At 25.4% G+C, this 21809-nt stretch carries 17 protein-coding genes; 13 read left to right on the top strand and 4 right to left on the bottom strand.

Annotated features, from left to right (window positions below; all coding sequences use genetic code 11):
* Positions 1-44: 44 nt before the first annotated feature.
* Positions 45-509 carry a hypothetical protein gene (locus AC4FQV_RS07710; RefSeq protein WP_491137989.1) on the bottom strand — a complete coding sequence of 155 codons (465 nt, stop codon included), beginning with the start codon at positions 507-509 and terminating at the stop codon, positions 45-47.
* Positions 510-579: 70 nt separating this feature from the next.
* Entirely contained in the window at positions 580-1710 is a 1131-nt protein-coding gene (locus tag AC4FQV_RS07705; protein ID WP_491165259.1) for an MGDG synthase family glycosyltransferase, read from the bottom strand.
* Positions 1711-2210: 500 nt separating this feature from the next.
* Here AC4FQV_RS07705 and AC4FQV_RS07700 point away from each other — a divergent pair, with 500 nt between their 5' ends.
* The 7 genes from AC4FQV_RS07700 to AC4FQV_RS07670 all read left to right on the top strand — a co-directional run bounded on the left by AC4FQV_RS07700 (position 2211) and on the right by AC4FQV_RS07670 (position 9015).
* Positions 2211-2714, top strand: coding sequence for a GNAT family N-acetyltransferase (locus tag AC4FQV_RS07700; protein WP_491165258.1), 504 nt, complete (start codon positions 2211-2213; stop codon positions 2712-2714).
* A gap of 310 nt (positions 2715-3024) precedes the next feature.
* A complete protein-coding gene (locus tag AC4FQV_RS07695) occupies positions 3025-4227 on the top strand; it encodes an alanyl-tRNA editing protein (protein WP_491165257.1) in 1203 nt (400 codons plus the stop codon).
* Between the two features lie 44 nt (positions 4228-4271).
* On the top strand, positions 4272-5276 hold the full coding sequence (locus AC4FQV_RS07690) for a glycosyltransferase family 2 protein (protein ID WP_491165256.1): 1005 nt from the start codon (positions 4272-4274) through the stop codon (positions 5274-5276).
* 125 nt (positions 5277-5401) lie between these two features.
* Positions 5402-6577, top strand: coding sequence for an AI-2E family transporter (locus AC4FQV_RS07685; protein ID WP_491137995.1), 1176 nt, complete (start codon positions 5402-5404; stop codon positions 6575-6577).
* 222 nt (positions 6578-6799) lie between these two features.
* The gene (locus tag AC4FQV_RS07680; protein WP_491165255.1) at positions 6800-7588 is read left to right on the top strand and encodes an HAD family hydrolase; all 789 of its coding nucleotides are present in this window, start codon (positions 6800-6802) and stop codon (positions 7586-7588) included.
* A 116-nt stretch (positions 7589-7704) separates the two neighbouring features.
* Entirely contained in the window at positions 7705-8727 is a 1023-nt protein-coding gene (gene splB / locus AC4FQV_RS07675) for a spore photoproduct lyase (protein ID WP_491137998.1), read from the top strand.
* 111 nt (positions 8728-8838) lie between these two features.
* Positions 8839-9015, top strand: a complete 177-nt coding sequence (locus tag AC4FQV_RS07670; RefSeq protein WP_491138000.1) for a hypothetical protein — start codon at positions 8839-8841, stop codon at positions 9013-9015.
* A gap of 69 nt (positions 9016-9084) precedes the next feature.
* Here the strand turns inward: AC4FQV_RS07670 and AC4FQV_RS07665 are convergent, their stop codons facing one another.
* Positions 9085-9981, bottom strand: coding sequence for a LysR substrate-binding domain-containing protein (locus AC4FQV_RS07665; RefSeq protein ID WP_491138001.1), 897 nt, complete (start codon positions 9979-9981; stop codon positions 9085-9087).
* Positions 9982-10322: 341 nt separating this feature from the next.
* Between AC4FQV_RS07665 and AC4FQV_RS07660 the strand changes: the two genes are divergently transcribed.
* The 4 genes from AC4FQV_RS07660 to AC4FQV_RS07645 all read left to right on the top strand — a co-directional run bounded on the left by AC4FQV_RS07660 (position 10323) and on the right by AC4FQV_RS07645 (position 16681).
* Positions 10323-12023: an FAD-dependent oxidoreductase gene (locus AC4FQV_RS07660; RefSeq protein WP_491165254.1), complete on the top strand. Its 1701-nt coding sequence runs from the start codon at positions 10323-10325 to the stop codon at positions 12021-12023.
* Between the two features lie 88 nt (positions 12024-12111).
* A complete protein-coding gene (locus AC4FQV_RS07655; protein ID WP_491138003.1) occupies positions 12112-13398 on the top strand; it encodes a YeeE/YedE family protein in 1287 nt (428 codons plus the stop codon).
* A gap of 82 nt (positions 13399-13480) precedes the next feature.
* Positions 13481-14794, top strand: a complete 1314-nt coding sequence (locus tag AC4FQV_RS07650; protein ID WP_491165253.1) for an APC family permease — start codon at positions 13481-13483, stop codon at positions 14792-14794.
* Positions 14795-14983: 189 nt separating this feature from the next.
* Entirely contained in the window at positions 14984-16681 is a 1698-nt protein-coding gene (locus AC4FQV_RS07645; RefSeq protein ID WP_491165252.1) for an alpha/beta hydrolase fold domain-containing protein, read from the top strand.
* Positions 16682-16728: 47 nt separating this feature from the next.
* Here the strand turns inward: AC4FQV_RS07645 and AC4FQV_RS07640 are convergent, their stop codons facing one another.
* Complete coding sequence (locus tag AC4FQV_RS07640; RefSeq protein ID WP_491138007.1) at positions 16729-17283, bottom strand: TetR/AcrR family transcriptional regulator; 555 nt, start codon at positions 17281-17283, stop codon at positions 16729-16731.
* A 266-nt stretch (positions 17284-17549) separates the two neighbouring features.
* On the opposite strand from AC4FQV_RS07640, the gene AC4FQV_RS07635 reads away from it, so the two are divergent.
* Together AC4FQV_RS07635 and AC4FQV_RS07630 are read left to right on the top strand one after the other, a co-directional pair.
* Entirely contained in the window at positions 17550-18251 is a 702-nt protein-coding gene (locus tag AC4FQV_RS07635) for an ABC transporter ATP-binding protein (RefSeq protein ID WP_491138008.1), read from the top strand.
* A gap of 15 nt (positions 18252-18266) precedes the next feature.
* The gene (locus tag AC4FQV_RS07630; protein ID WP_491138009.1) at positions 18267-21665 is read left to right on the top strand and encodes an FtsX-like permease family protein; all 3399 of its coding nucleotides are present in this window, start codon (positions 18267-18269) and stop codon (positions 21663-21665) included.
* Positions 21666-21809 lie beyond the last annotated feature (144 nt).

Here is a 21809-nt window from a genome sequence, read left to right as displayed (position 1 = left end):
TATTTAACCTCATTTATTTTAATAAAGGTTAGATAGCTTTTTTATTAAAGATTTATACATAAAACTTTACCATGTAGAGCTTTTAAAAGTTCTTTTTTCTTTAAATAGTTTAGTTTAAAGTATAAAGTACTAGTTCCTCCTGTGTATATATTTACAGTAAACTTATTTTTAATTCCTTGTATTTCTATTTTTTGTATATCTTTAAATTTATAAACTGCGTATCCATATATAATGCTATCCTCTGTAATATAAAAACAGGATAGTTTATAGGATAAAAATATTAAAAGTAAACAATATATAATAGATATAGAAAGGTTTAATATATTTTTATTATGTAAATAAGACATAATACCAAATAAAAGTATTAAGATTGAAAGCATAAACATAAATATAGAGATTAAACTCATTATTTTTATATTTACAGTTTTTTTCCCTTTCTTTGCTTTTCTTGTTTTTTGGAGCAAAATTATATTTATTAAAATATATATTCCTATAATGATAAATGCCACTAGAACCACCTATATTCTTAGATTTTATTTATAAGTTTACAATAAATTTCAACTACAGTCAAAGAGATTGTTAAGGTTTTATTTTATTATTTTCTGCACACTTTTTTATTAAAAATTTACATATATCATCAGATGCATTTAGCTTTGAATTTAAACTTTGAGAATATGTAATTTTATTATAATATTCCTTATCTTCTAAAAGTTTTTTGCAAAGTTTTAGAGTTTCATATATTGATTTTGATTTAATTCCTAAATTATGTTTAATAAAAAAGCTACAATTTGCACTTTCAACTCCAGGAATGGGATTTATCATTATAATTGGTAAATGTTTATTAATTGCTTCAGTAGAGGTTAAGCCACCAGGTTTACTTATTAAAATATCTGCAGATTCCATAAGTAGATTCATTTCATAAGTGAAATTAAGGACTGTTAAATTACATAAATTTTTAGTTAAACTAAGCATTTCTTTAAATAGTTCTTTATTATTTCCACAAACAACAGTTATATTGCAATTTTTTAAGTTATCACTTAGGTATAAGGTTGTGTCTTTAAGAGAACCTGCACCCATGCTTCCTCCCATAATTAAAATATGAGGTTTTTCTTTTTCAAGACCTAATTTTGATTTAGCTAAAGTTTTAGGAATTTTTTCTTTAAAAGAATTACCTATAGGCATTCCATAGGATATTAATTTTGAAGAGTCTAATCCTCTATTTATAAATTCTTTAATTAAATCTTTATGAGGTAAAAAGTAATAATCTAAATTTGTTTCTTCCCAAAAAGGAGCACAAGTATAATCTGTAACAATAGAGGCTGTTAAGGTCTTTAATTTGTTATTATCTTTTAAATAAGTAAGGCTTTGAGTTGCAAAAATATGAGTAGATACTATAATATCTGGTTTTTCTTCTTCAATTACAGAAAGTATGTTTTCTGAATAAAAGGAATTTAATTTATAAATTATAGATTTTTTATTAGAATCACTAACCCTTTCACCAGCTTTATAAATAGCACCAAAAAGTTTAGGAACTGCTTTTACTATGTAATTATAGGCAGAGGATACCTCCTTTGATATAGAATGTCCTGCAAATTCTAAGGAATCTAAAGTAATTGTAGAGATATTAAGTTTATTAAAAGATTCTTCTAAGGATTTACAAGCTGATAAGTGTCCACCACCTGTTTTTGTGTAAAAAATTATAACCTTCATAATAAATCCCCCCATTAATAGAATTTTAGTAACTAAATTAGTTTATAACCATTGTAAATTAACAAAGTGTTAAAAATATTAATAAATTATAAATAAATATTGAACAAATTTTGATGATATTTTTCAAATTTTCATGCTTAAATATTATAAAGATTTTTATTGTTTTACCTTTAAATAAATAAATTATTATAATTGTGCAGATGTGTTAATTAATTTGACAGGAATAATGGGTTTGTAAAATTAAACTATTACTTTAACAATATTTACAATGAAAAGAAAAAGTGTATAATAAATTCTATCATAAGTGAGGGCAGAATGAATTTATATAAAAATAACAAATTTACATTAAATTAGATATTATATGTGAGTTTTTTTAATTTATAGGTCTTTTAAGAGAAAAATTAAATATAAATAAAGCATATTTTAAAAAATAAATTAAAAAACTCAATTTAATATATTTGGGTAATTAATTAAATTTAGGAAGTCAGGTGAGTTGTTTAATGGAGGAATTAAAAGTAAGAAGAGTTGAGGAAAGAGAAGGGGGAGAAATTCTAAAACTTATAAAAGATACTTTTTTATGTGTGATATCAGAAGAATTTTCAAAGGAATACTTTAAGGCAATGTTTTCTAAAGATCACGAAGAAAGTATTTTAGATAAAGCTGATAAAATTCATATTTATATAGCTTTAGTAAATAATAAAATAGTTGCTTTTGGTGCGATTGATAGCTTTTTAGAAAAAGAAGATGAAAGTATGATTTATCCTATCTGTGTTTTACCAAAGTTTCAAGGGAGAGGAATAGGTAAAAAGATAATGGGAGTTTTAGAAAATGATGAGTATTATATAAGGTCAAGAAGAATAGAGCTTAAAGCTTCAGATAAAGTTTGTGATTTTTATAAAAAATTAGGTTTTGATCACAAATATAACCTAAAAGAATTAGATAAGTATGGAAACTATAAATTAGAAAAGTTTAGATATAGACTACAATATGACCAAAATTATTAATAGGGAATATTTTTTTATAGTTCTATATAGGTAAATAGGTATAATTGTAATACATGTATATGTATTATAGATTAAATTTATAAAACTTACAAAGTATAATTAGGTTCTTAAATCCAATTATATATTTGTAAGTTTTATTTTTTAAAATAATAATAATTAATTTTTATATATTTTTTTAATTTAAAAAATATATAACTTTATAACTTTTAATTTAGTATTTACATATAAGTTTTAATTTAGCAAATTAATGTTATAATGTAACTTAGAATTAAAATTAAGCTAGTATTAGACAGTTGAGGTGTATATTTAAATGACAAAACTTTATTATGAAAATCAGTATATAAAAGAATTTAATACTGAAATAATTGATATTAAAGAGAAAGATGGTAAATTTCATGTTTCTCTAGAAGATACTGCGTTTTTCCCAGGTGGGGGAGGGCAGATGAAGGATTTAGGGTTTATTGATGGCCTTAAAGTTATTGATGTATATGAAGAAGAGGGAGAAATATATCATGTTCTTGAAGAAAAACCTAAGAAGTTAAAAAATTTAAATTGTAAATTAGATTGGGAAAGAAGATTTGACGGTATGCAACAACACTTAGGACAGCATTTGCTTTCTGGATGTTTTTACGATTTATTTGGAGCAAATACCTGTGGTTTTCATTTAGGTAAAGATATAAGTACTGTTGATATTATAGGTTTTTTAGATGAGAAAACTATAAGAGAAGTAGAAAGAGAAGCAAATAGATTAATTTTTGAAAATTTAGAAGTAAAAAGTTATGCTCCTAGTAGAAAAGAATTAAAAAAGATAAAAACTAGAAGAGAACTTCCTAAAACAAATGAGGAAATAAGAATTGTAGAAATTATAGGCTTAGATTTAAATGCTTGTTGCGGAGTGCATCCTAAGAACACTAGAGATTTACAATTAATAAAAATAAGAAGATGGGAAAAACATAAGAATTCTACAAGAATAGAATATGTAGCAGGAAAAAGAGCTGTAGATGATTTTTTCTTTAAGGATAATATATTAAGTGAGATTAGTAAAATTTTAAAATCTGGTGAGGGAGACACCTTAAATGCTGTTAAAAATTTATCAGAAAGAAATAAAAATCTTTTAGAAGAAAATAAAAAAGCTAAGAGTGAATTAATAGATTACAAAATAAAAGATTTATTAAATAAAGGTGAAAATATAAAAGATACATACTTATTAAAAGAGGTTTTTTCTAATGAAGAGGTAAAGCATATAGAAAAATTAGCTAATAAAATTAGTGAGAATTATAAGGCTATAGTTTTATTTGCAGTTAAAAATGATAAGAGAGTTAATTTAATATTTAATTCTTCAAAGAATGTAAAAAATCTTAGCATGAATGAAATATTAAAAGATGCTATAACTTTAATTGATGGAAAAGGTGGAGGAAGTCAATTTTTAGCTCAAGGTGGAGGAAAAAATAATGGAAATACAGAGGTAGCTTTAGATTATGCATATAATAAAATAAGAGATTTTTTAATCTAAAGTTATGAGGAAAGGATTAAAAACTATAGTGGAGTTGAAGATATATGACATTAAGTAATAAAAAGTTTTTAAGTATAATAGTTCCTGCATATAATTCTGAAAAATATATAAAAAGGAATCTTTTATCTCTTTCAAAGCAAAGTTCAAGGAATTTTGAAGTTATAGTTATAGATGATGGTTCTACAGATAATACTTGTGAGTTAAGCAAAAACTTTTTAGAAGAAAAAAAATTAGACCATAAAGTAATTAGATGTGAAAAAAACAGAGGACAAAGTACTGCAAGAAATATAGGAATGGATTATTCAAAGGGTGAGTATTTACTATTTTTAGATTCTGATGATTTTGCAGAGAATAATTTAGTTGAAGTTTTAGAAAAAAATATTTTTAATAAACCAGATATTATCTTCTTTGATTTTAAAAGAATGAGAGAAGATAATACTATAAAAAATAGCATAAATCAAAACTTTGAATTTGGAAAATTAAAATCAGGAGAGGAGGTTTTTAGGGCTTATAAAAATAACAAAATAAAACTTTGGACTGGTAGTCTAATATATAAGAAAGAATTTTTAGAAAAAAATAATATTAGATTCTTAGAAAATGCTTATGGTGCTGAAGATTTAAACTTTATTTTTAAAGCTTTACTAAGTTCTAATAAGGTTATGGGTATAAAGGATAGCTTGACATTTTATTGCCAAAGAAAAGAATCTTTAACGAATAATCCTAATCTAGAAAAAAACATAACAGTTGTTAAATCTATGGAGGATGTGTCAGATTTTATTATAAAAAATAATTTAAGTTCTGAGTTAAAAGATTTTATAGAAAAAGAATTTATAAGTGAGCATATAATGTATCAAGTTTTAGGTTATTTAAAAAGTGGAAAAGAGGAAGAGGTTTTAAAGGTTTTAAATAGAAGGGATATTAAAAAATACTTAAAAAATTCCATGTTAAAGAGTAGTAGATATGGGAGGAGTTTATCTATTTACATCAAAATGGCTGCTTATTTTCCCAGTTTATTTGTAAAAACATATTTGAAGAAAACAGGAAAATAATTAAAAAAATAAATAAACTTGGAGAGAGGTTATTAACAAAAAATTAACAATATGTTATATTTAAGATAAAGTAAATTATTTATTTTTTTAAATATAAAAATTAATAGAATAAAGGAAGTGAAAATATGTTTTTGAATGATAAAAAGTTTAAAGGTGCTTTAATACTTATTACTTATGCTATTATTTTATGTTTTATATTTATGAAGTATTCTACAATTTTTGGAGGGCTAGGGTATATTACAAGCCTTATTAGACCTTTAATTTTAGGTATAGCAATAGCTTTTGTTTTGAATATACCTATGAAGTTTTTCGAAAGAAAGCTTTTTAAAAGATTAGATAATAGTAAAAAATCATGGGTTAGAAGCATGAAAAGACCATTATCAATAACATTAACTATAATAGTTTTAGTTGGAGCTATAACGACTATTATATTATTTGTTGTTCCTGAACTTACTTCTAGTATAGTTAAACTTACAGAAAGCATACCTACATATTTAAAAGCTTTTGAATCAAATATGAATAATTATGCTGATTCAACAATACTTTTAAGCAAGGTTTGGGATCAAGTTACTAATGCATGGCAAGAAATATTAAAAACTATTACTCATTTATTTGGTGGACTTGCTTCCTATCTTGTAGGTTTAACAGTAGATTTTACTACAGCTGTTATTGATTTCTTCTTAGCAATTGTACTAGCTGTATATATGTTATCAAGCAAAGAAAAATTAGTATGTCAACTAAAAAAAGTAATATATGCTTATCTTAGAAAAGATATAGCAGATAAAATTTTAAGTGTTGGACAAACTACTAATAGAGTTTTCTCAGGATTTATAGTAGGTCAATGTACAGAAGCTGTAATAATAGGTACTTTATGTTTCTTTGGTATGTTATTATTAAAGATGCCATATGCTTTCTTAATAAGTGTTCTTGTTGGTACAACAAGCTTAATTCCAATATTAGGAGCATTTATAGGAACAATACCTTCTTTCTTCTTAATATTTATAATAAACCCTATTAAAGCTTTTTGGTTTATTGTATTTATATTCTGTCTACAAAGAGTAGAAGGAGATTTAATCTATCCAAGAGTTGTTGGAAGTTCAGTAGGATTATCTTCTTTATGGGTAATGCTTGCAATTATGATTGGAGGAAGTGCTTTTGGATTTGTAGGAATGTTAGTAGGAGTTCCTACTGCAGCTGTTATATACTGCGTATTTGGAAGTGCAACTAATAAGAGATTAAATAAAAAAGGTATAAAAATAGATGAAGAAAAAATAGAGGATAGTGGAAAAATCCATGTTTAATAATTAATAATTAAAAGCCTTCCTTAAGGTTAATACTTAGCTTTAAGGAAGGTTTTTCTATTGCTTTAAAAAAATAAGGTAATATAATAATAAATGGAGAATAAAAAATAAAATTTAATAAATTAAACTTAAAAATTGCAGAAGAATTAGTATATTTAAATAAAGTATATAAAATTTAAAGAGAAGAAAACTTTACAGTTTACTTAGGAGGACATTATATATATGATAAAATTTATAGCAACAGACATGGACGGAACTTTACTAAATAATAATAAGGAATTAAGTTCAGAGTTCTATGATATATTTTATGAACTAAAGAAAAGAAACATACTTTTTGCAGCAGCTAGTGGTAGACAATACTATACTTTAGCTAAGGAATTTGACAAGATAAAAGAAGACATGCTATTTATTGCAGAAAATGGAACATTTGTTGTTTATAAAGGTAAAGAGCTTGTAACTAATGGTTTAGATAGAGAATTAGCTAATGAGCTTATAAGAATAGGAAGAACTATAGAAAACTCAAATGTAGTTTTATGTGGTAAGAATTCAGCTTATGTTGAGAGTAATGATGAAAGATTTTTAAAGGAAGTTAGAAAATATTATGAAAGATGTGAAATAGTAGATGACTTAGAAAAGGTTCATGATACTGTTTTAAAAGTTACAATGTGTGATTTTAATGGTTCAGAAAAAAATAGCAATAAATATTTTGATAAATATAGAGAAAATCTTCAAGTAACTATTTCAGGAGATATATGGTTAGATATAACTAAGGGGGGAGTTAATAAGGGTGTAGCTATAAGAGAGATACAAGAACTTTTAAATATAGATTACAAGGAAACTATGGTCTTTGGTGATTATCTAAATGATTTAGAAATGATGGAAAGTGCATATTATAGTTATGCTATGGAAAATGCCCATGATGATTTAAAGAAGGTTTCAAGATTTATAACTCATAAAAATAATGATGAAGATGGAGTTATTCATGAAATAAAAAAAGTTATAGGAATTTAATTAAGATTATTATTAATAAAATTATCTTAAATACATTTAAAATTAGAAAATTAAGAATAATAGTAGTAATTACTACTATTATTTTTTTTATAAATTTTATGAATGGAGATAATTTTATGTTTAAACCAAAAAGAATTTTATTTGAAAAGAATTCCTTAAATTATGAGATTGGAAAAAATATTTATAATTTTTTTAAGGACTTTAAAGAAGTAGAAATTATTGAGCTTAAGAATAATAGAATAAAAGAAAATATACCTTACAAGGATTTTGAAGAATTTTATAAAGAAGGAAAAAAGACTATAGTTGTTGGAGTTAAGAGGGGAGGAAAGTTTCAGTCTTGTAAACCATCAGCTAATTGGCAACTTCCTCTTTTAAGTGGATGTATTGGTAAATGTCAATATTGTTATTTAAATACTAATTTAGGGGATAAGCCTTATGTTAAGATTAATGTAAATGTAGAGGATATATTAAACCAAGCTAATAATTATATTGAAGAGGCAAAGCCTAATATAACTATTTTTGAAGGTTCTGCTACCTCAGACCCAATACCAGTTGAGCCTTATACAAATTCTTTAAAAAAAGCTATAGAGTTTTTTGCAAAAAATGATTATGCAAAGTTTAGATTTGTAACTAAATATACAGACATTGATTCTTTGTTAAATTTAAATCATAATGGAAAAACAGAAGTTAGATTTACCATAAATACTGACTTTGTAATAAAAAATTATGAAATAGGAACTCCATCTTTTTTAGAAAGAATAAAAGCAAGTGTTAAAATGGCAAGGGCTAATTATCCTATAGGGTTTATAATTGCTCCTGTATTTTTATACGAAGGATGGAAAGAGGACTATGAATCTTTACTAAAAGTTTTAAAAAGAGAAATTAAAGATGATTTAAATCATAAATTAACCTTTGAAGTTATTTCTCATAGATATACAAAAAGGGCAAAAGAAATAATAATGGAGGTATTTCCTAATAATAAATTACCTATGGTAGACGAGGAAAGGACATTTAAATACGGACAATTTGGATATGGAAAGTATGTTTATAAAAAAGAAGATATAAAAGAAATCAAAGAGTTTTTCAAGGAAATAATATTAAAATATTTTCCAAGGAGTGAAATAAAATATATTATTTAAATTTCTATAGTTAATTAAATAAATACATTTATTTTAAGGATTTTTATTTATTATCTAAAAAGCTTATAATTAAAATAAAGATTATAAAGTTTAAAAAAAGGGGTGATTAATATGAAGAAATGTTTATATTGTGGAAAGGACTTAGAAAAGGAAAAAAAGGAAGATTATATAGAAAATAAAATAGGATATTTTTGTAGTGAGGACCATTATGATAAATATATTCTTTCCTTAACTCCTGAAGAGTATATAGAAATTCAAAATTCTTTTTGCGTATGTAGTGATGATTAAATATCAGATAGGTTTATTATTTTAATTATAAAAAAGGCAAGGTATTTTACCTTGCCTTTTAGTTTGTTTTTAATAACAAAAACATCTTTTTTTTGAAGTTAAAAAATCTACAAATTTTTCTTCATAATAATCTAATTTATAATTTTTTCTAAGAGCTATATAGTATTTAAAAGAAAGATTTAAATCTTTTATATTTATTTTTTTTAATTCTCCACTTCTTAGCTCATGAGTTAAGGATATTTCAGGTAAAAAGGAATATCCTTGTCCAAAGGATACTGAAGATTTTATTGATTGAGGAGAATTAAGAGATAAAACAAAGTTTAGTTTATTTATATCAAGTTTATTTTCTTTTAAGCTTTCTTCAATTAATAGTTTATTCCAGGAACCTTCTTCTCTAGTTATTAAAGGAAGAGTTGAAAGAGTTTTTATATCTATAGATTTAAATAAGGTATTTTTTCCACCAACTAAGACTAAGTTATCGCTCATAAGTGGGATAAGCTCTAGGTTTTTATGTTCTTTAGGTTTTCCTTGTATTATTCCTATGTTAGTTTCATGATTAGTTAATTTTTTTAATATATTTGATGTATTATCTATTTCCATAGATATATCAGTTTTATAATGAATTTCCTTAAAGGTATATATGCTACAGGGCATTACATGTTCACCTAGACTTTTGCAACAAGAAATAATTAGTTTAGAATTAATATTTTTTAGTTCGTCTAATTTTTTTTGTAAGTTATCCTCTATAGAAAGCATAGATTCAGCAAATTCAAAGAGTATTTCACCAGCACTTGTTAAACTTACTCCTGTATTACTTCTATTTAAAAGTTTAAAATTTATATCATTTTCTAGCTTTTGAATTTGCATACTAACTCCTGGTTGAGTTAGATGTAGTTTTTTTGAAGCTTTAGAAATACTATTACATTTAACTGTTGTATAGAAGGACCTAAGATAGGTTAAATTCATAAAATCACCTCCTAATTTTTTTTATTTATATTTAATATAGTCTATGTATTATTTCATAATTTTATATAAAAAGAATGTATTTTTATATATTTTAAAAGTTTATTTGTTAAAATAATTAACATTAGAAAATAAGTAATATTATATAATTCAATTTTAATTTAAAAGCTTTAGTTAAAGCAAGATGTATAACAAACTGTTATTAAGCATAACATAGTTTTATTATGCTAGGTATAATAACCTATGCTATGATTAAAAAGAAGGAAGTTTTATAAGAAAGATAGATAAATTTTTAACAAAGATTTTTAAAACTTTTATCTTTATTTAAGAAAGGTGGAGAGATAATGGGTAAAAAAATAGTTATTGTTGGAGGAGTAGCAGGTGGTGCTTCAACAGCAGCAAGACTTAGAAGGTTAGATGAAAAAAATGAAATTATAATGTTTGAAAGAGGCCCTCATGTTTCTTTTTCAAATTGTTGCCTTCCTTATTATTTAAGTGGAGAGATTGAAAATCATGAAGATTTAGTTCTTATGACACCTGAAAAATTTTATAAGCAATATAGAATAGATGCAAGAGTTTATACTGAGGTAGTATCAATAGATAGAAATAATAAAAGAGTAAAGGTAAGAAATGTAGTAAATGGCAAGGAATATACTGAAAGTTATGATCAATTAGTTCTTTCACCAGGGGCTAAGGCTATAGTGCCAAATATAGAAGGTATTGAAGATGTTAATTTATTTACTGTTAGAAATGTTGTAGATATTGCAAGGTTGAAATCATTTATAAAAGATAATAATATAAAGAATGTATCTGTAATTGGAGGAGGATTTATAGGCGTTGAGGTAGCAGAAAATTTACAGGAAGCTGGATATAATGTAACATTAATAGAAGCTATGGAACAAATAATGAAACCTTTTGATTATGATATGGTTCAAATTTTTCATAAAGAAATGTATGATAAGGGTGTAAATTTAATAGTTGGAGATAAAGTAAGCTCCTTTGAAAATGGAAGTGTTGTTTTAAAATCAGGTAAAAAGATAAATTCTGAGGCTATTGTTATGGCTATTGGTGTTATGCCAGAAACTGAATTAGCTAAGGAAGCTGGTTTAGAAATTGGTGAAACAGGAGCTATAAAGGTAAATCAAAATTATTTAACTAATGATAGTGATATATATGCTGTGGGGGATGCTGTAGAAGTTTATAATGCATTGACAAATTCAACTTTTAAATTACCTTTAGCAGGACCTGCTCAAAAACAAGCTAGGGCAGTAGCAGACCATATACATGGAAGAACATCTAGAAATAGTGGATATATAGGTTCCTCTTGTATTAAAATTTTTGATTATAATGGAGCATCTACAGGGCTTACAGAAGGTCAAATAAAGGCTATGAATTTAAGCTTAAATTATGAGGTTGTAAGAGTTATACCACAAGATAAGGTAGGATTAATGAAAGATAGTAAGCCATTGCACTTTAAGCTTATATTTGAAGTTCCAACTGGTAGAATTTTAGGTGCACAGGGAATAGGAAAAGGAAATGTAGATAAAAGAGTTGATATAATAGCTACCTTAATAAAAATGGGAGGAACAGTAGAGGATTTAAAAGATTTAGAACTTTGCTATGCACCTCCTTTTGGAACAGCTAAGGATGTTGTAAATCATGCTGCTTTAGTTGCTTCAAATCTTTTAGAAGGAGCTTTTAAACAGGTTTATGTTCAAGATGTTAGAGCTTTGGTTAACAATAAAGAGTTTATAATAGATGTAAGAGAAGTAAATGAATATAAAGCTGGGCATATAAAGGGAGCTAAAAATATTCCTTTAAGTGAAATAAGAGATAGATTAGATGAAATACCAAAGGATAGACCTGTTTATTTACATTGTAGAAGTGCTCAAAGAAGTTATAATGCATGTCTAGCATTACAACATTTAGGTTTTAAAAATGTTTATAATGTGTCAGGAGGGTTTATGGGAATAAGCTTTTATGAATATTATAATGATAAATCTAAAAATAGAGAGCCTATAGTTACAGAATACAATTTTAACTAAAAATAATCTATGGTGTTTTAATTTTATTAAGGCACCATAGTAAAAATATATTATAATTTTAATTACCAATTTATAAGGGGGATTTTAGGTGAAAAAATACACGGAATACATTGTAGGTTTTGTCTTATTATTATTAATAATAGTAATAGGTAAGATGAATCTTAGCAGTTCAATGTTATTTTTTAGACTGCTTATAGGATTAGGACTTGGATATGCACTTACAAGATCATTTTTTGGCTTTGCAGGAGGAGTAAATAGAAGTTATAGAACTGGTTCTACAAAATTAATGAGAACATTAATGATATTATTTGCAGGAACTGCTATTGTAAGTGTTTGTTTCTTTATAGGTCAAGACCCTACAGAATATGATTTATGGATTAATCCAATTAATTTAGGGCTTATACTAGGTGGATTACTATTTGGTTTTGGTATGGCCTTTGCTAGTTGTTGTGCTTCAGGAGTTTTAACAGATGTTATAACTGCTCTACCACGTGCTTTTGTAACTTTATTTTTCTTTGGAATGGGAGTATATTTAGGATTCCCAGTTCAAAATTCAGCATCTTGGGTAAAAGATACTGTTATATCTACAGAAACTTTTAAAAATGGAGTATTTTTACCAGACTTATTTAAGTGGGATGGTTTAGATGGTTATTTAGGTGCAATAATAGTTACTATTGTTTTAGCTTGTTTAGTAATATGGATAGCAAAATTATATGAGGATAGAAGAAAAGCGAATAATACTTATACTGGAGTTAATTCAGAGATTGTTCAAGAACAAAAACATGAAGAAAAAGGTAAATTCAAATTATTTAGTGAAAATACATATGAAAAATTATTTGTTAGACCATGGACTCTTTATACAGGTGCTTTAGTAATAGGTTCTTTATTTATATTATTAATGGGAGTAACAAAAGCAGGATGGGGTGCATCTACTCCATTTGGATTCTGGTTTGGTAGAATTCTTGTAGCCTTTGGAATTTCACCTGAAAAAGTTGCAAGTTTTTCAGGAAAACCAATTGAAATGTTTACTGCACCATTTTTCTCAAATGGAACTAATGTACAAAACTTTGGTATAATCTTAGGAACTTTAATTGCATTACTTTTAGCAGGAAAATTTGCACAAACTTTTAAAGCAGGATTAAAAATAAGTTTTAAAGAAGGATTATTATATTCTATTGGAGGTTTTGCCATGGGATTTGGAACAAGATTATCTAATGGATGTAATGTAGGAGCTCTTTATACACCAATTGCTAACTTCTCTTTATCTGGATGGATATTCTTATTATTCTTAGTTATAGGTGGAGTTGTAGGTAATATAGTTTATAAAAGAGTTTCACCAAAGAAAGCTTGTTCTTTAAATACTAAGGGAAAATAAATTTTATAAATTAGTTAAAAAGCTATAATTGGTTAAAATAAAACTGATTATAGCTTTTTTTATTAGGCGAAAGGAATAAATAATGAAGGAAATAAAATTAAACAAGATAGATATATTTTCTATAGTTTTAGGGGCTATTATAGGTTGGGGTTCCTTTATGTTACCTGGTACTAAGTTTTTGAAAGAATCTGGTGTAATAAATACATTTTTAGGTCTTTTCTTAGGGGTACTTTGTATTATAATTATTGAAAAAAATTATTTAATAATGATGAAAAGTAGCAATGAAGAAGGAGGAGAGTTTTCTTTTACCTATAATAACTTAGGAAAGAAGCATGGCTTTATTGTTGGATGGTTTTTAACTTTAGCTTATTTTACTATGATTCCATTAAATGCAACTGCCTTTCCACTTGTAATTAAAAAAATATTTGGAAATGTATTAGAATTTGGATATTTATATAATGTAGCAGGGTATAATATTTATTTAGGAGAAATTTTAACATCAAGTATAATAATATTTATCTTTGCTTTTTTAAATTTAAAGGGGATAAAGAAAACCAGTAAGGTGCAAAATTTAATAATTTTTAGTTTAATATTAATGATTTTCATTGTTTTAGTAGGAATGATAATTAAAGGAGATAAAAATAAATTTTTTCATAATTATATTACAAATTATTCTTTTAATATAAATGAAGTAATTAAGGTTTTTGCTATAACTCCCTTTGCTTTTATTGGTTTTGATGCTATTCCTCAATTAAGTAAAGAATTAAATTTTTCTAAGAAGAAAGCCTCTAAGGTAGCTATTATTTCCCTTGTAATTGGTGCCTTAATTTATAATTTATTAAATATTATAACAGCTTTAGCTTATTCTCCTAGGGAGGCTATTTCTTTAGAATGGGCAGCTGGAAGTGCTGTTTTTAACACTTTAGGTAAGGGAGCTTTCTTTTTACTTATAATAGCTTTAACTGCTGCTGTTTGGAGCGGAATAAATGGCTTTATGATTTGTAGTTCTAAATTACTAGGTTCTATAGGAAATTATGAAATGTTACCAAAAAAAATAGGAGAAGTAAATAAAAATGGAGTTTTTGGAAATGCAATAATTTTTATAACTATAGTTAGTTTAATAGCACCTTGGTTTGGACGACAAGCAATAACTTGGATTGTTGATATGTCTTCCTTAGGAGCATCAGTTGCATATTTTTATGTTTCATTTATAGTTTTAAAAAATAGTAATAATAAAAAAACAAAAATTTTATCAATATTAGGAGTAATAATAAGCATAATATTTATACTTTTATTGCTTTTACCATTTTCTCCAGCTTCACTTTCTAAGGAATCTTTAATAGCTTTATTAGTTTGGTGTATAGTTGGAACTTTAGCTTATCTTAAAATAAAATAAATTTAAATTAAACTGTATTATAAACATATAAAGGTAATTTTAAAAAATTTTGCTTTTATAATTGGTTTTAATACAGTTTTTTATTATACTTAAAGTAAAGAGGGTTACAAAAGGTTAAATAAAAAATAAATATTCTTTTTAAATATGTTTTTAAAGAATAATTTATGAAAAGAGAGGATATGAGGTTTTATGGTTAAAGATTTAAAGGTTTTCAATAGGGAGATTTCTGAGAAATATTCTTTAGTTGAAGTTGTTAAGTGTGAAATTAACACAGAAAATGGCCCAAGAAATTTAGTACTTTGGGGAAGAGAACTTGATAAAAATTTCATTTTATCTTCTGGTATTTTAAGAAAGGTACAAAAGTATTATAAGTCATATAATTCAGAGGTAACTATAAATTTTGAAAGAGTTATATGTAAAAGATTTGAGAGAGAAGTATTTAAGAGAAATAAGGGTAATTTAGTTTTAGTTTTAGGAAGTATTAAAGATTTATTTTATTTAGAAAATAATTCCCTAAAGTCTATAGAGGATATAATAGATTCTTTAATTAAAAAAATTGAGATATCACATAAAAATAAGGCAAGAATAGTTTTTACAACTATACCAAATTTAAATAAAGAAGAAAAGTTATATAATTTAGTTAGGGAAGTTAATTCTTGGATTAGAAATAGTAAGTTTTTAGATGGATATATAGATATAGATAAATTTATTAAAGAAAATAAAGATTTAGTCATAGAAGACAAGGAAGAATTAGAAAATTATATTTTAGATAATATAGAGATTTCTTATTTAGTTAATATGTTAAAACCTTTTGAACTTGATTATAAAAGTCAAGAGGAGTTAATAAAAAGTATGAATGAGAACTCAAAAATTATCAATGAAAAGGGAAATGAAATTTTGATTAAGGGAATACCAGACCCTGTAGAAGGAACAAGAATAGATAGAAGAATTAAATATTTTCATGAACACAAAAGACCTGAAAAGAAAAATAATCCTTATGTATTTAAGGGTGAAGCTGTTGGAAATATGCGTGAAAATATGGGATTATTAAATGTAAATCTTTGTAGAAGTAAGATTTTATCTAAAGAAGAAGTTATAGATGGAGTAAATTGTAGGGTTTATAAAAAGGATTTATTAAAAGGTAAATTAAATCCTTGTATAGTTTATATGCATGGTGGAGCTTTTATAGGAGGAAGTTTAGAGGTTTCAGAAAATCCTTGTAAGCTCTTAGCTGAAAAAACAAATAGCATAGTAATAAGTGTAGACTATGCCTTAGCACCAGAAAAGCCATATCCTAAGGGATTAAATGATTGTAGAAAAGTTATTAATTATATTGAGGAGAATTTTTTAAGATATAATATAGACAAAGATAAAATTGGAGTTTTAGGAGAAAGTGCTGGAGCAAATTTTGCTGCTATCTTAGCTAATGAAAATGATAACTTAAAATTTCAAGGGCTTATATATCCTTTAGTAAGTTTTGTTTATGAAAATCCATTTTTTACTTGGAGCAAAGGTTACTATAATAATGAATATGATGAAAAGTTAGTAGATGAGTTTATATTATCACTTAAGAATTGTGAAGGCTTAATAGATAAACTTTATATACAAAAAGATATAGATTTAAAAAGAGAGGATATTTCTCCTATATTTAATAGAGATTTATCAAAATCTAAAAGGGCTTTAATTGCAGTTTCTGAATATGATTATTTAAGAATTCAAGGAGAGATTTATGGAAAACTTCTTAAAGAAGCTAAGGTAAAAACAAAGATAATAAGATATGAAGGAGTTAACCATGCTTTTTTAGATAATCTTGGAATATATCCACAAGCTGAAGATGTAATAAATGAAATGTCAAAGGAATTTTTAGACGCAATAAATAATATCTAAAAAGTGAAATAAAAAGACTATAGTTTTCTATAGTCTTTTTATTTTATTTAACTATTTAATTTATTTATATTATTTATTATCATAACAAGTTCTTTAGGAGATTCAGGAAGGTCATTTTCTAACCAAGTTTCAATAATTGAAAGACAACCACCTATAGAATATCTAAGATAGTAGTTTGCAAGATTTTTATCTATTAAGTTGTAATTATTAAAAAGTTTCATAACATCTATTTGATTTGCTATATCTAAAATTCTATTTAATATACTGTTATCTCTTTGATTACAAAACAATACTTTACATAATTCTTTATTTTCTTTTATTAATTCAAGAACCTTAAGAAGAAGTAGACTATTATAATCCTTTACTGGAATTTCTTTTATATATTTTAATATTTGATAAAATAATTCATCTTCCATAGATTGAAATAAGTCAAAAGCATCTTTGTAATGAGTGTAAAAGGTACCTCTATTAATATCAGCCATTTTACAAATATCTGTTACGGTAACTTTATGAATTTCACGAGTTTTAAGTAATTCAATCAAACTCTCTTTAATAACTTTTTTTGTATAAAGAGTTCTTCTATTTCCACTTATACCAGTCATTTTAATATTTCCTCCCACCATTTACTTATTTTAATTTTAAAGTAAATTTAACTTAAAAATTATTTTAGATAATTTACTCTTAAGTGTCATAAAATGAACAAATTACTATTAAATGTCTATTTTATAACGTTAAGAATTTATGTGATTATTGTATAGAAACTTTTAGTAATTTATACTATTTATTATAAATTTAATTGAACATTGTGTCTATTTAATAACTTTTAGTATAAAGTTAATTTTTTATGGATTATTAGGGGGAATATATTATGGCTTATATAGATCTTATAAATGTTTATAAAAGATATAAAGTTGGAGAAAATGTGGTTGTTGCAAATAATGGTATTAACTTTTCCATTGAAAAGGGTGAGTTTGTTGTTATTTTAGGACCAAGTGGAGCTGGAAAATCAACAACACTTAATATTTTAGGTGGTATGGATAATTGTGATGAAGGAAAAATAATAGTTGATGGAACAGATATATCAAAATTTTCAAGTAGAGAACTTACTAAATACAGAAGATATGATGTGGGATTTGTATTTCAATTTTACAATCTAGTTCAAAATTTAACAGCTAGAGAAAATGTAGAACTAGCCACTCAAATTTCAAAAAATGCTTTAGATGTAGATAAAACTTTAGATTTAGTTGGCCTTTCTCATAGAAAAGATAACTTTCCAGCACAATTATCAGGAGGAGAACAGCAAAGAGTTTCTATAGCTAGAGCTATTGCAAAAAATCCTAAGATTTTACTTTGTGATGAGCCAACTGGTGCTTTAGATTATAGTACAGGAAAACAAATTTTAAAAATTCTTCAAGATACTTGTAGAAAGATGGGCACTACTGTAATTATAATAACTCATAACTCAGCTATAGCACCAATGGCAGATAAGGTTATTAAAATTAATGATGCAAAGGTTAGAAGCATTGAAATTAATGAAAAACCAATTTCAGTTGAAGATATAGAATGGTAGGAGTGAGAAGATTTTATGAAGGCTTATAAAAAATCCATAGTAAGAGAGATATTATCTTCAAAAGCTAGGTTCTTTTCTATAATGGTAATAATATTTTTAGGAGTTGCTTTTTATTCTGGAATAAAATCTTCAGGTCCTGATATGAATAACACTATAAATAAATTTTATAGTGATAATAATCTTATGGATAGTAAGATTGTTTCAACTTTAGGATTAAGTGAAAAAGATTTAGATATACTTAAAAATGACCCTAATATTTTAGATTATTATGGTACTCGTAGTATAGATGTAAATTTAACTAATAGAAATAATTTAGTTAGATTTATGGAGTATGATAAAGATAGTAATATAAATAATTTAATTATTTTAGAAGGAAAGGCTCCAGAAAATAGTGGAGAAATAGCCTTAGATGAGAAAGCTTTCAAATTAAATAAGGATTTAAAAATTGGTGATGAATTTGTTTTAGATACTGATGAAGATACCATGAAAAATTTTAAAGGTAATAAATTTAAAATAGTTGGTATGGTAAGAAGTCCTATGTATATTGAAAGAGAATCTAGAGGGACAAGTACTGTAGGAAAAGGAACTGTAGATTATTTTGCTGTTATAAATAAAGATGATATCAATATGAAATTTTTTACTGAAGTTTATGTAAGGTTTAAGAATGTTAGAGGGCTTAATGCTTATGGAACTGAGTATGAAAATTTAATGGAAGAAAATAATGAATATCTTGAAAATTTATATTCTAACAGAGAAATAGAAAGAATTGATGAGGTAAAAAATGAAGTAAAAGAGGAATTTAAAAATCCTTATAATGAGTTAAAAGAAAGTGAACAATTAATTTTAGATAAAGAAAAAGAATTACAAGAAGGAAAAATAAAATTACAAGAGGGTAAAGAAGAGTTTAACAATAAAAAGTTAGAATTTGAAAATGGTATTAGCAATGCTGAAGATAAAATTCTAAAGGGAGAAGAACAGTTAAACTTAGGAAAAGATGAGATTAATAAACAAAAAGCAAATATAGCAGAGGGAGAAGAAAAGTTAACATCTTTAAAAGCTGTACTTGATAAAGGAAAAGAAGAATTTTTAAAATTAGGAATTAATCCATCTGAGGATTTAAGTAAATTAAATAGCAACTTAGAAAGTTTAAATAATTTATCTAAGGGAGTTGAAAATTTTTATAAGGACATAGATTCTACTGTTAACAATATTTCAGAGGGAGAAGAAATACCTAAGGATAAGATTATAAATTGGAAAAATACAGCTAATAGCCTAGGATTAAACGAAGTTACTAAGTTATTAGATTCTCTAGAAAAGGAACCTAGTAATAAAGAGATTGCCTTAAATATTTTATCTTCTTTAAACAATGAAAAGAGCGTAGTTAAAAATAATATTTCAAAAGCAAGTCTTTTAGTTTCTAAAGTTAATAAATATAACCTTGGAGTAAAAGAATATGAAAAGAATTTAGAAATAGTTAATTTAGGTAAAAGTAAACTTTCTGAGGCAGAAAATAAATTAAATTTAGGCCTTGAGGAATTAAACAAAGGAAAAAAATCTTTACAAGAAGGAAAAAGTAAGGCAGAAGCAGAGTTTTCAAAGGTTCAAGGAGAATTAAATTCTGCTAAAGATAAATTACAAGAAGGACAAAATTTAATAGATGAAAATAAAACAAAATTAGAAGAAGGAAAAAAGGAAGTTCAAGATAAAGAAAAAGAAGCTTTAAGCAGTTTAGAAGAATGTAATTACTTTATCTTTGATAGAACTGACAATCCAGGATATTTAGGATATGAGGATTCCATAAAAAGCTTAGATAGTATAGCAGCTGTTTTACCAGTATTCTTCTTTATAGTAGCCGTATTAATTTGTTTAACAACTATGACAAGAATGGTTGAAGAAAAGAGAATAGAAATAGGAACTATGAAGGCTTTAGGATATGGAAACTTTGAAATATCTTTAAAATTCTTAATATATGCAGCTTTAGCAAGTATATTTGGATGTATATTAGGTATATTAGTGGGAGTAAATATAGTTCCTCAAATAATAAATGATTCTTATGCTAGTTTATATTTCCTTCCAAAAATAGAACTTCACTATTATATTTCTTATATTGTACAAGCTTTAGTTATATCACTACTTTGTACTGTTGGAGCAGCTTTATTTGTAGTAAGAGTTGAGTTAAAAAATAAACCTTCTGATTTAATGAGAGCAAAGGCGCCAAAGTTAGGAAAGAAAATATTCTTAGAAAGAATTACTCCTCTTTGGAAGAGATTAAACTTTAATCAAAAGGTAACTTTTAGAAATATATTTAGATATAAACAGCGTATGTTTATGACTATATTTGGTATTGCTGGTTCTATGGCACTTTTAGTTACTGGTTTTGGTCTTAAGGATTCAAATAATATTATGACTAATAAGCAGTTTGAGAAATTATGGAAGTATGAAACTATGGTTGTGTTTGGAAAGCAACCTACTGAGGAAGAATTAAAAAATTACAATGAAACTTTAAATTCTATTTCAGGATATGAGAATAATTTAAGAATGCATCAAGAAGCTATGATTTTTGAAAAAGAGGGTATGAATAAACAAACAGTTACTCTTTATGTTCCAGAAAATAAAGAAGAAATAGGAAACTTTGTAGTTTTAAATGATAGAAAATCAGGAGAAACTTATGAGATTTCTGATGAAGGGGTTATAATAAGCGAAAAATTAGCAAAGCTTTTAGGTGCTTCTAGGGGAGATACAATTACCTTTAAGGATGAAAATGATAAATCTTATGAGGTTGTTGTAAGTAATGTAGCAGAAAATTATCTTATGCATTCAATGTATATGTCTCCTTCTTATTATGAAAAAGTCTTTGGAAAGAATTTAATTTACAATACAGACTTTGTTAACTTTAATGAAAGTGAAATGTCAAATGAAGATATTTCTTCAAAACTTATGAGCTGTAAGGATGTAGTAAATGTAACTATGACTTCTCAAATGGAAAAAACAACTAAGGAGTCAGCTGCTAATATGAATGTAGTACTTTTAGTAATAATATTATCAGCAGGTGCATTAGCCTTTGTAGTTTTATATAACTTAAATAATATAAATGTTTCAGAGCGTATAAGAGAGTTATGTACTATAAAGGTTCTTGGATTCTTTGATAATGAGGTTACTATGTATATCTTAAGAGAAAATATAATATTAACAATTCTAGGAATACTAGCAGGTTCTGTTTTAGGTAAGTTATTACATGCCTTTATATTAAATACAGCAGAATCAGATGCTATGATGATGTATCCTAATGTAAGCTTTATAAGTTATGTAGCAGCAGCCTTAATAACTATATTCTTCACAGTAATAGTTATGATACTTATGCATATTAAGTTAAAGAAGGTTAATATGATTGATGCTTTAAAATCAAATGAATAAAAATAAATAGAAATAAGCCATAATAAATATTATGGCTTATTTTTTCTTTGACTAATAAATATAAATTTTAAAAAATATTAAATTAATGTTAAAATTAAAGTGTGTATTTAATAGAAATAAATTAAATAAAAGTAATAATAAGTA

It is taken from the genome of Clostridium sp. TJA038, assembly GCF_058310255.1.
Note: the sequence above shows the minus strand (reverse complement) of the source record. Positions and strands in the feature narration are given on the sequence as shown.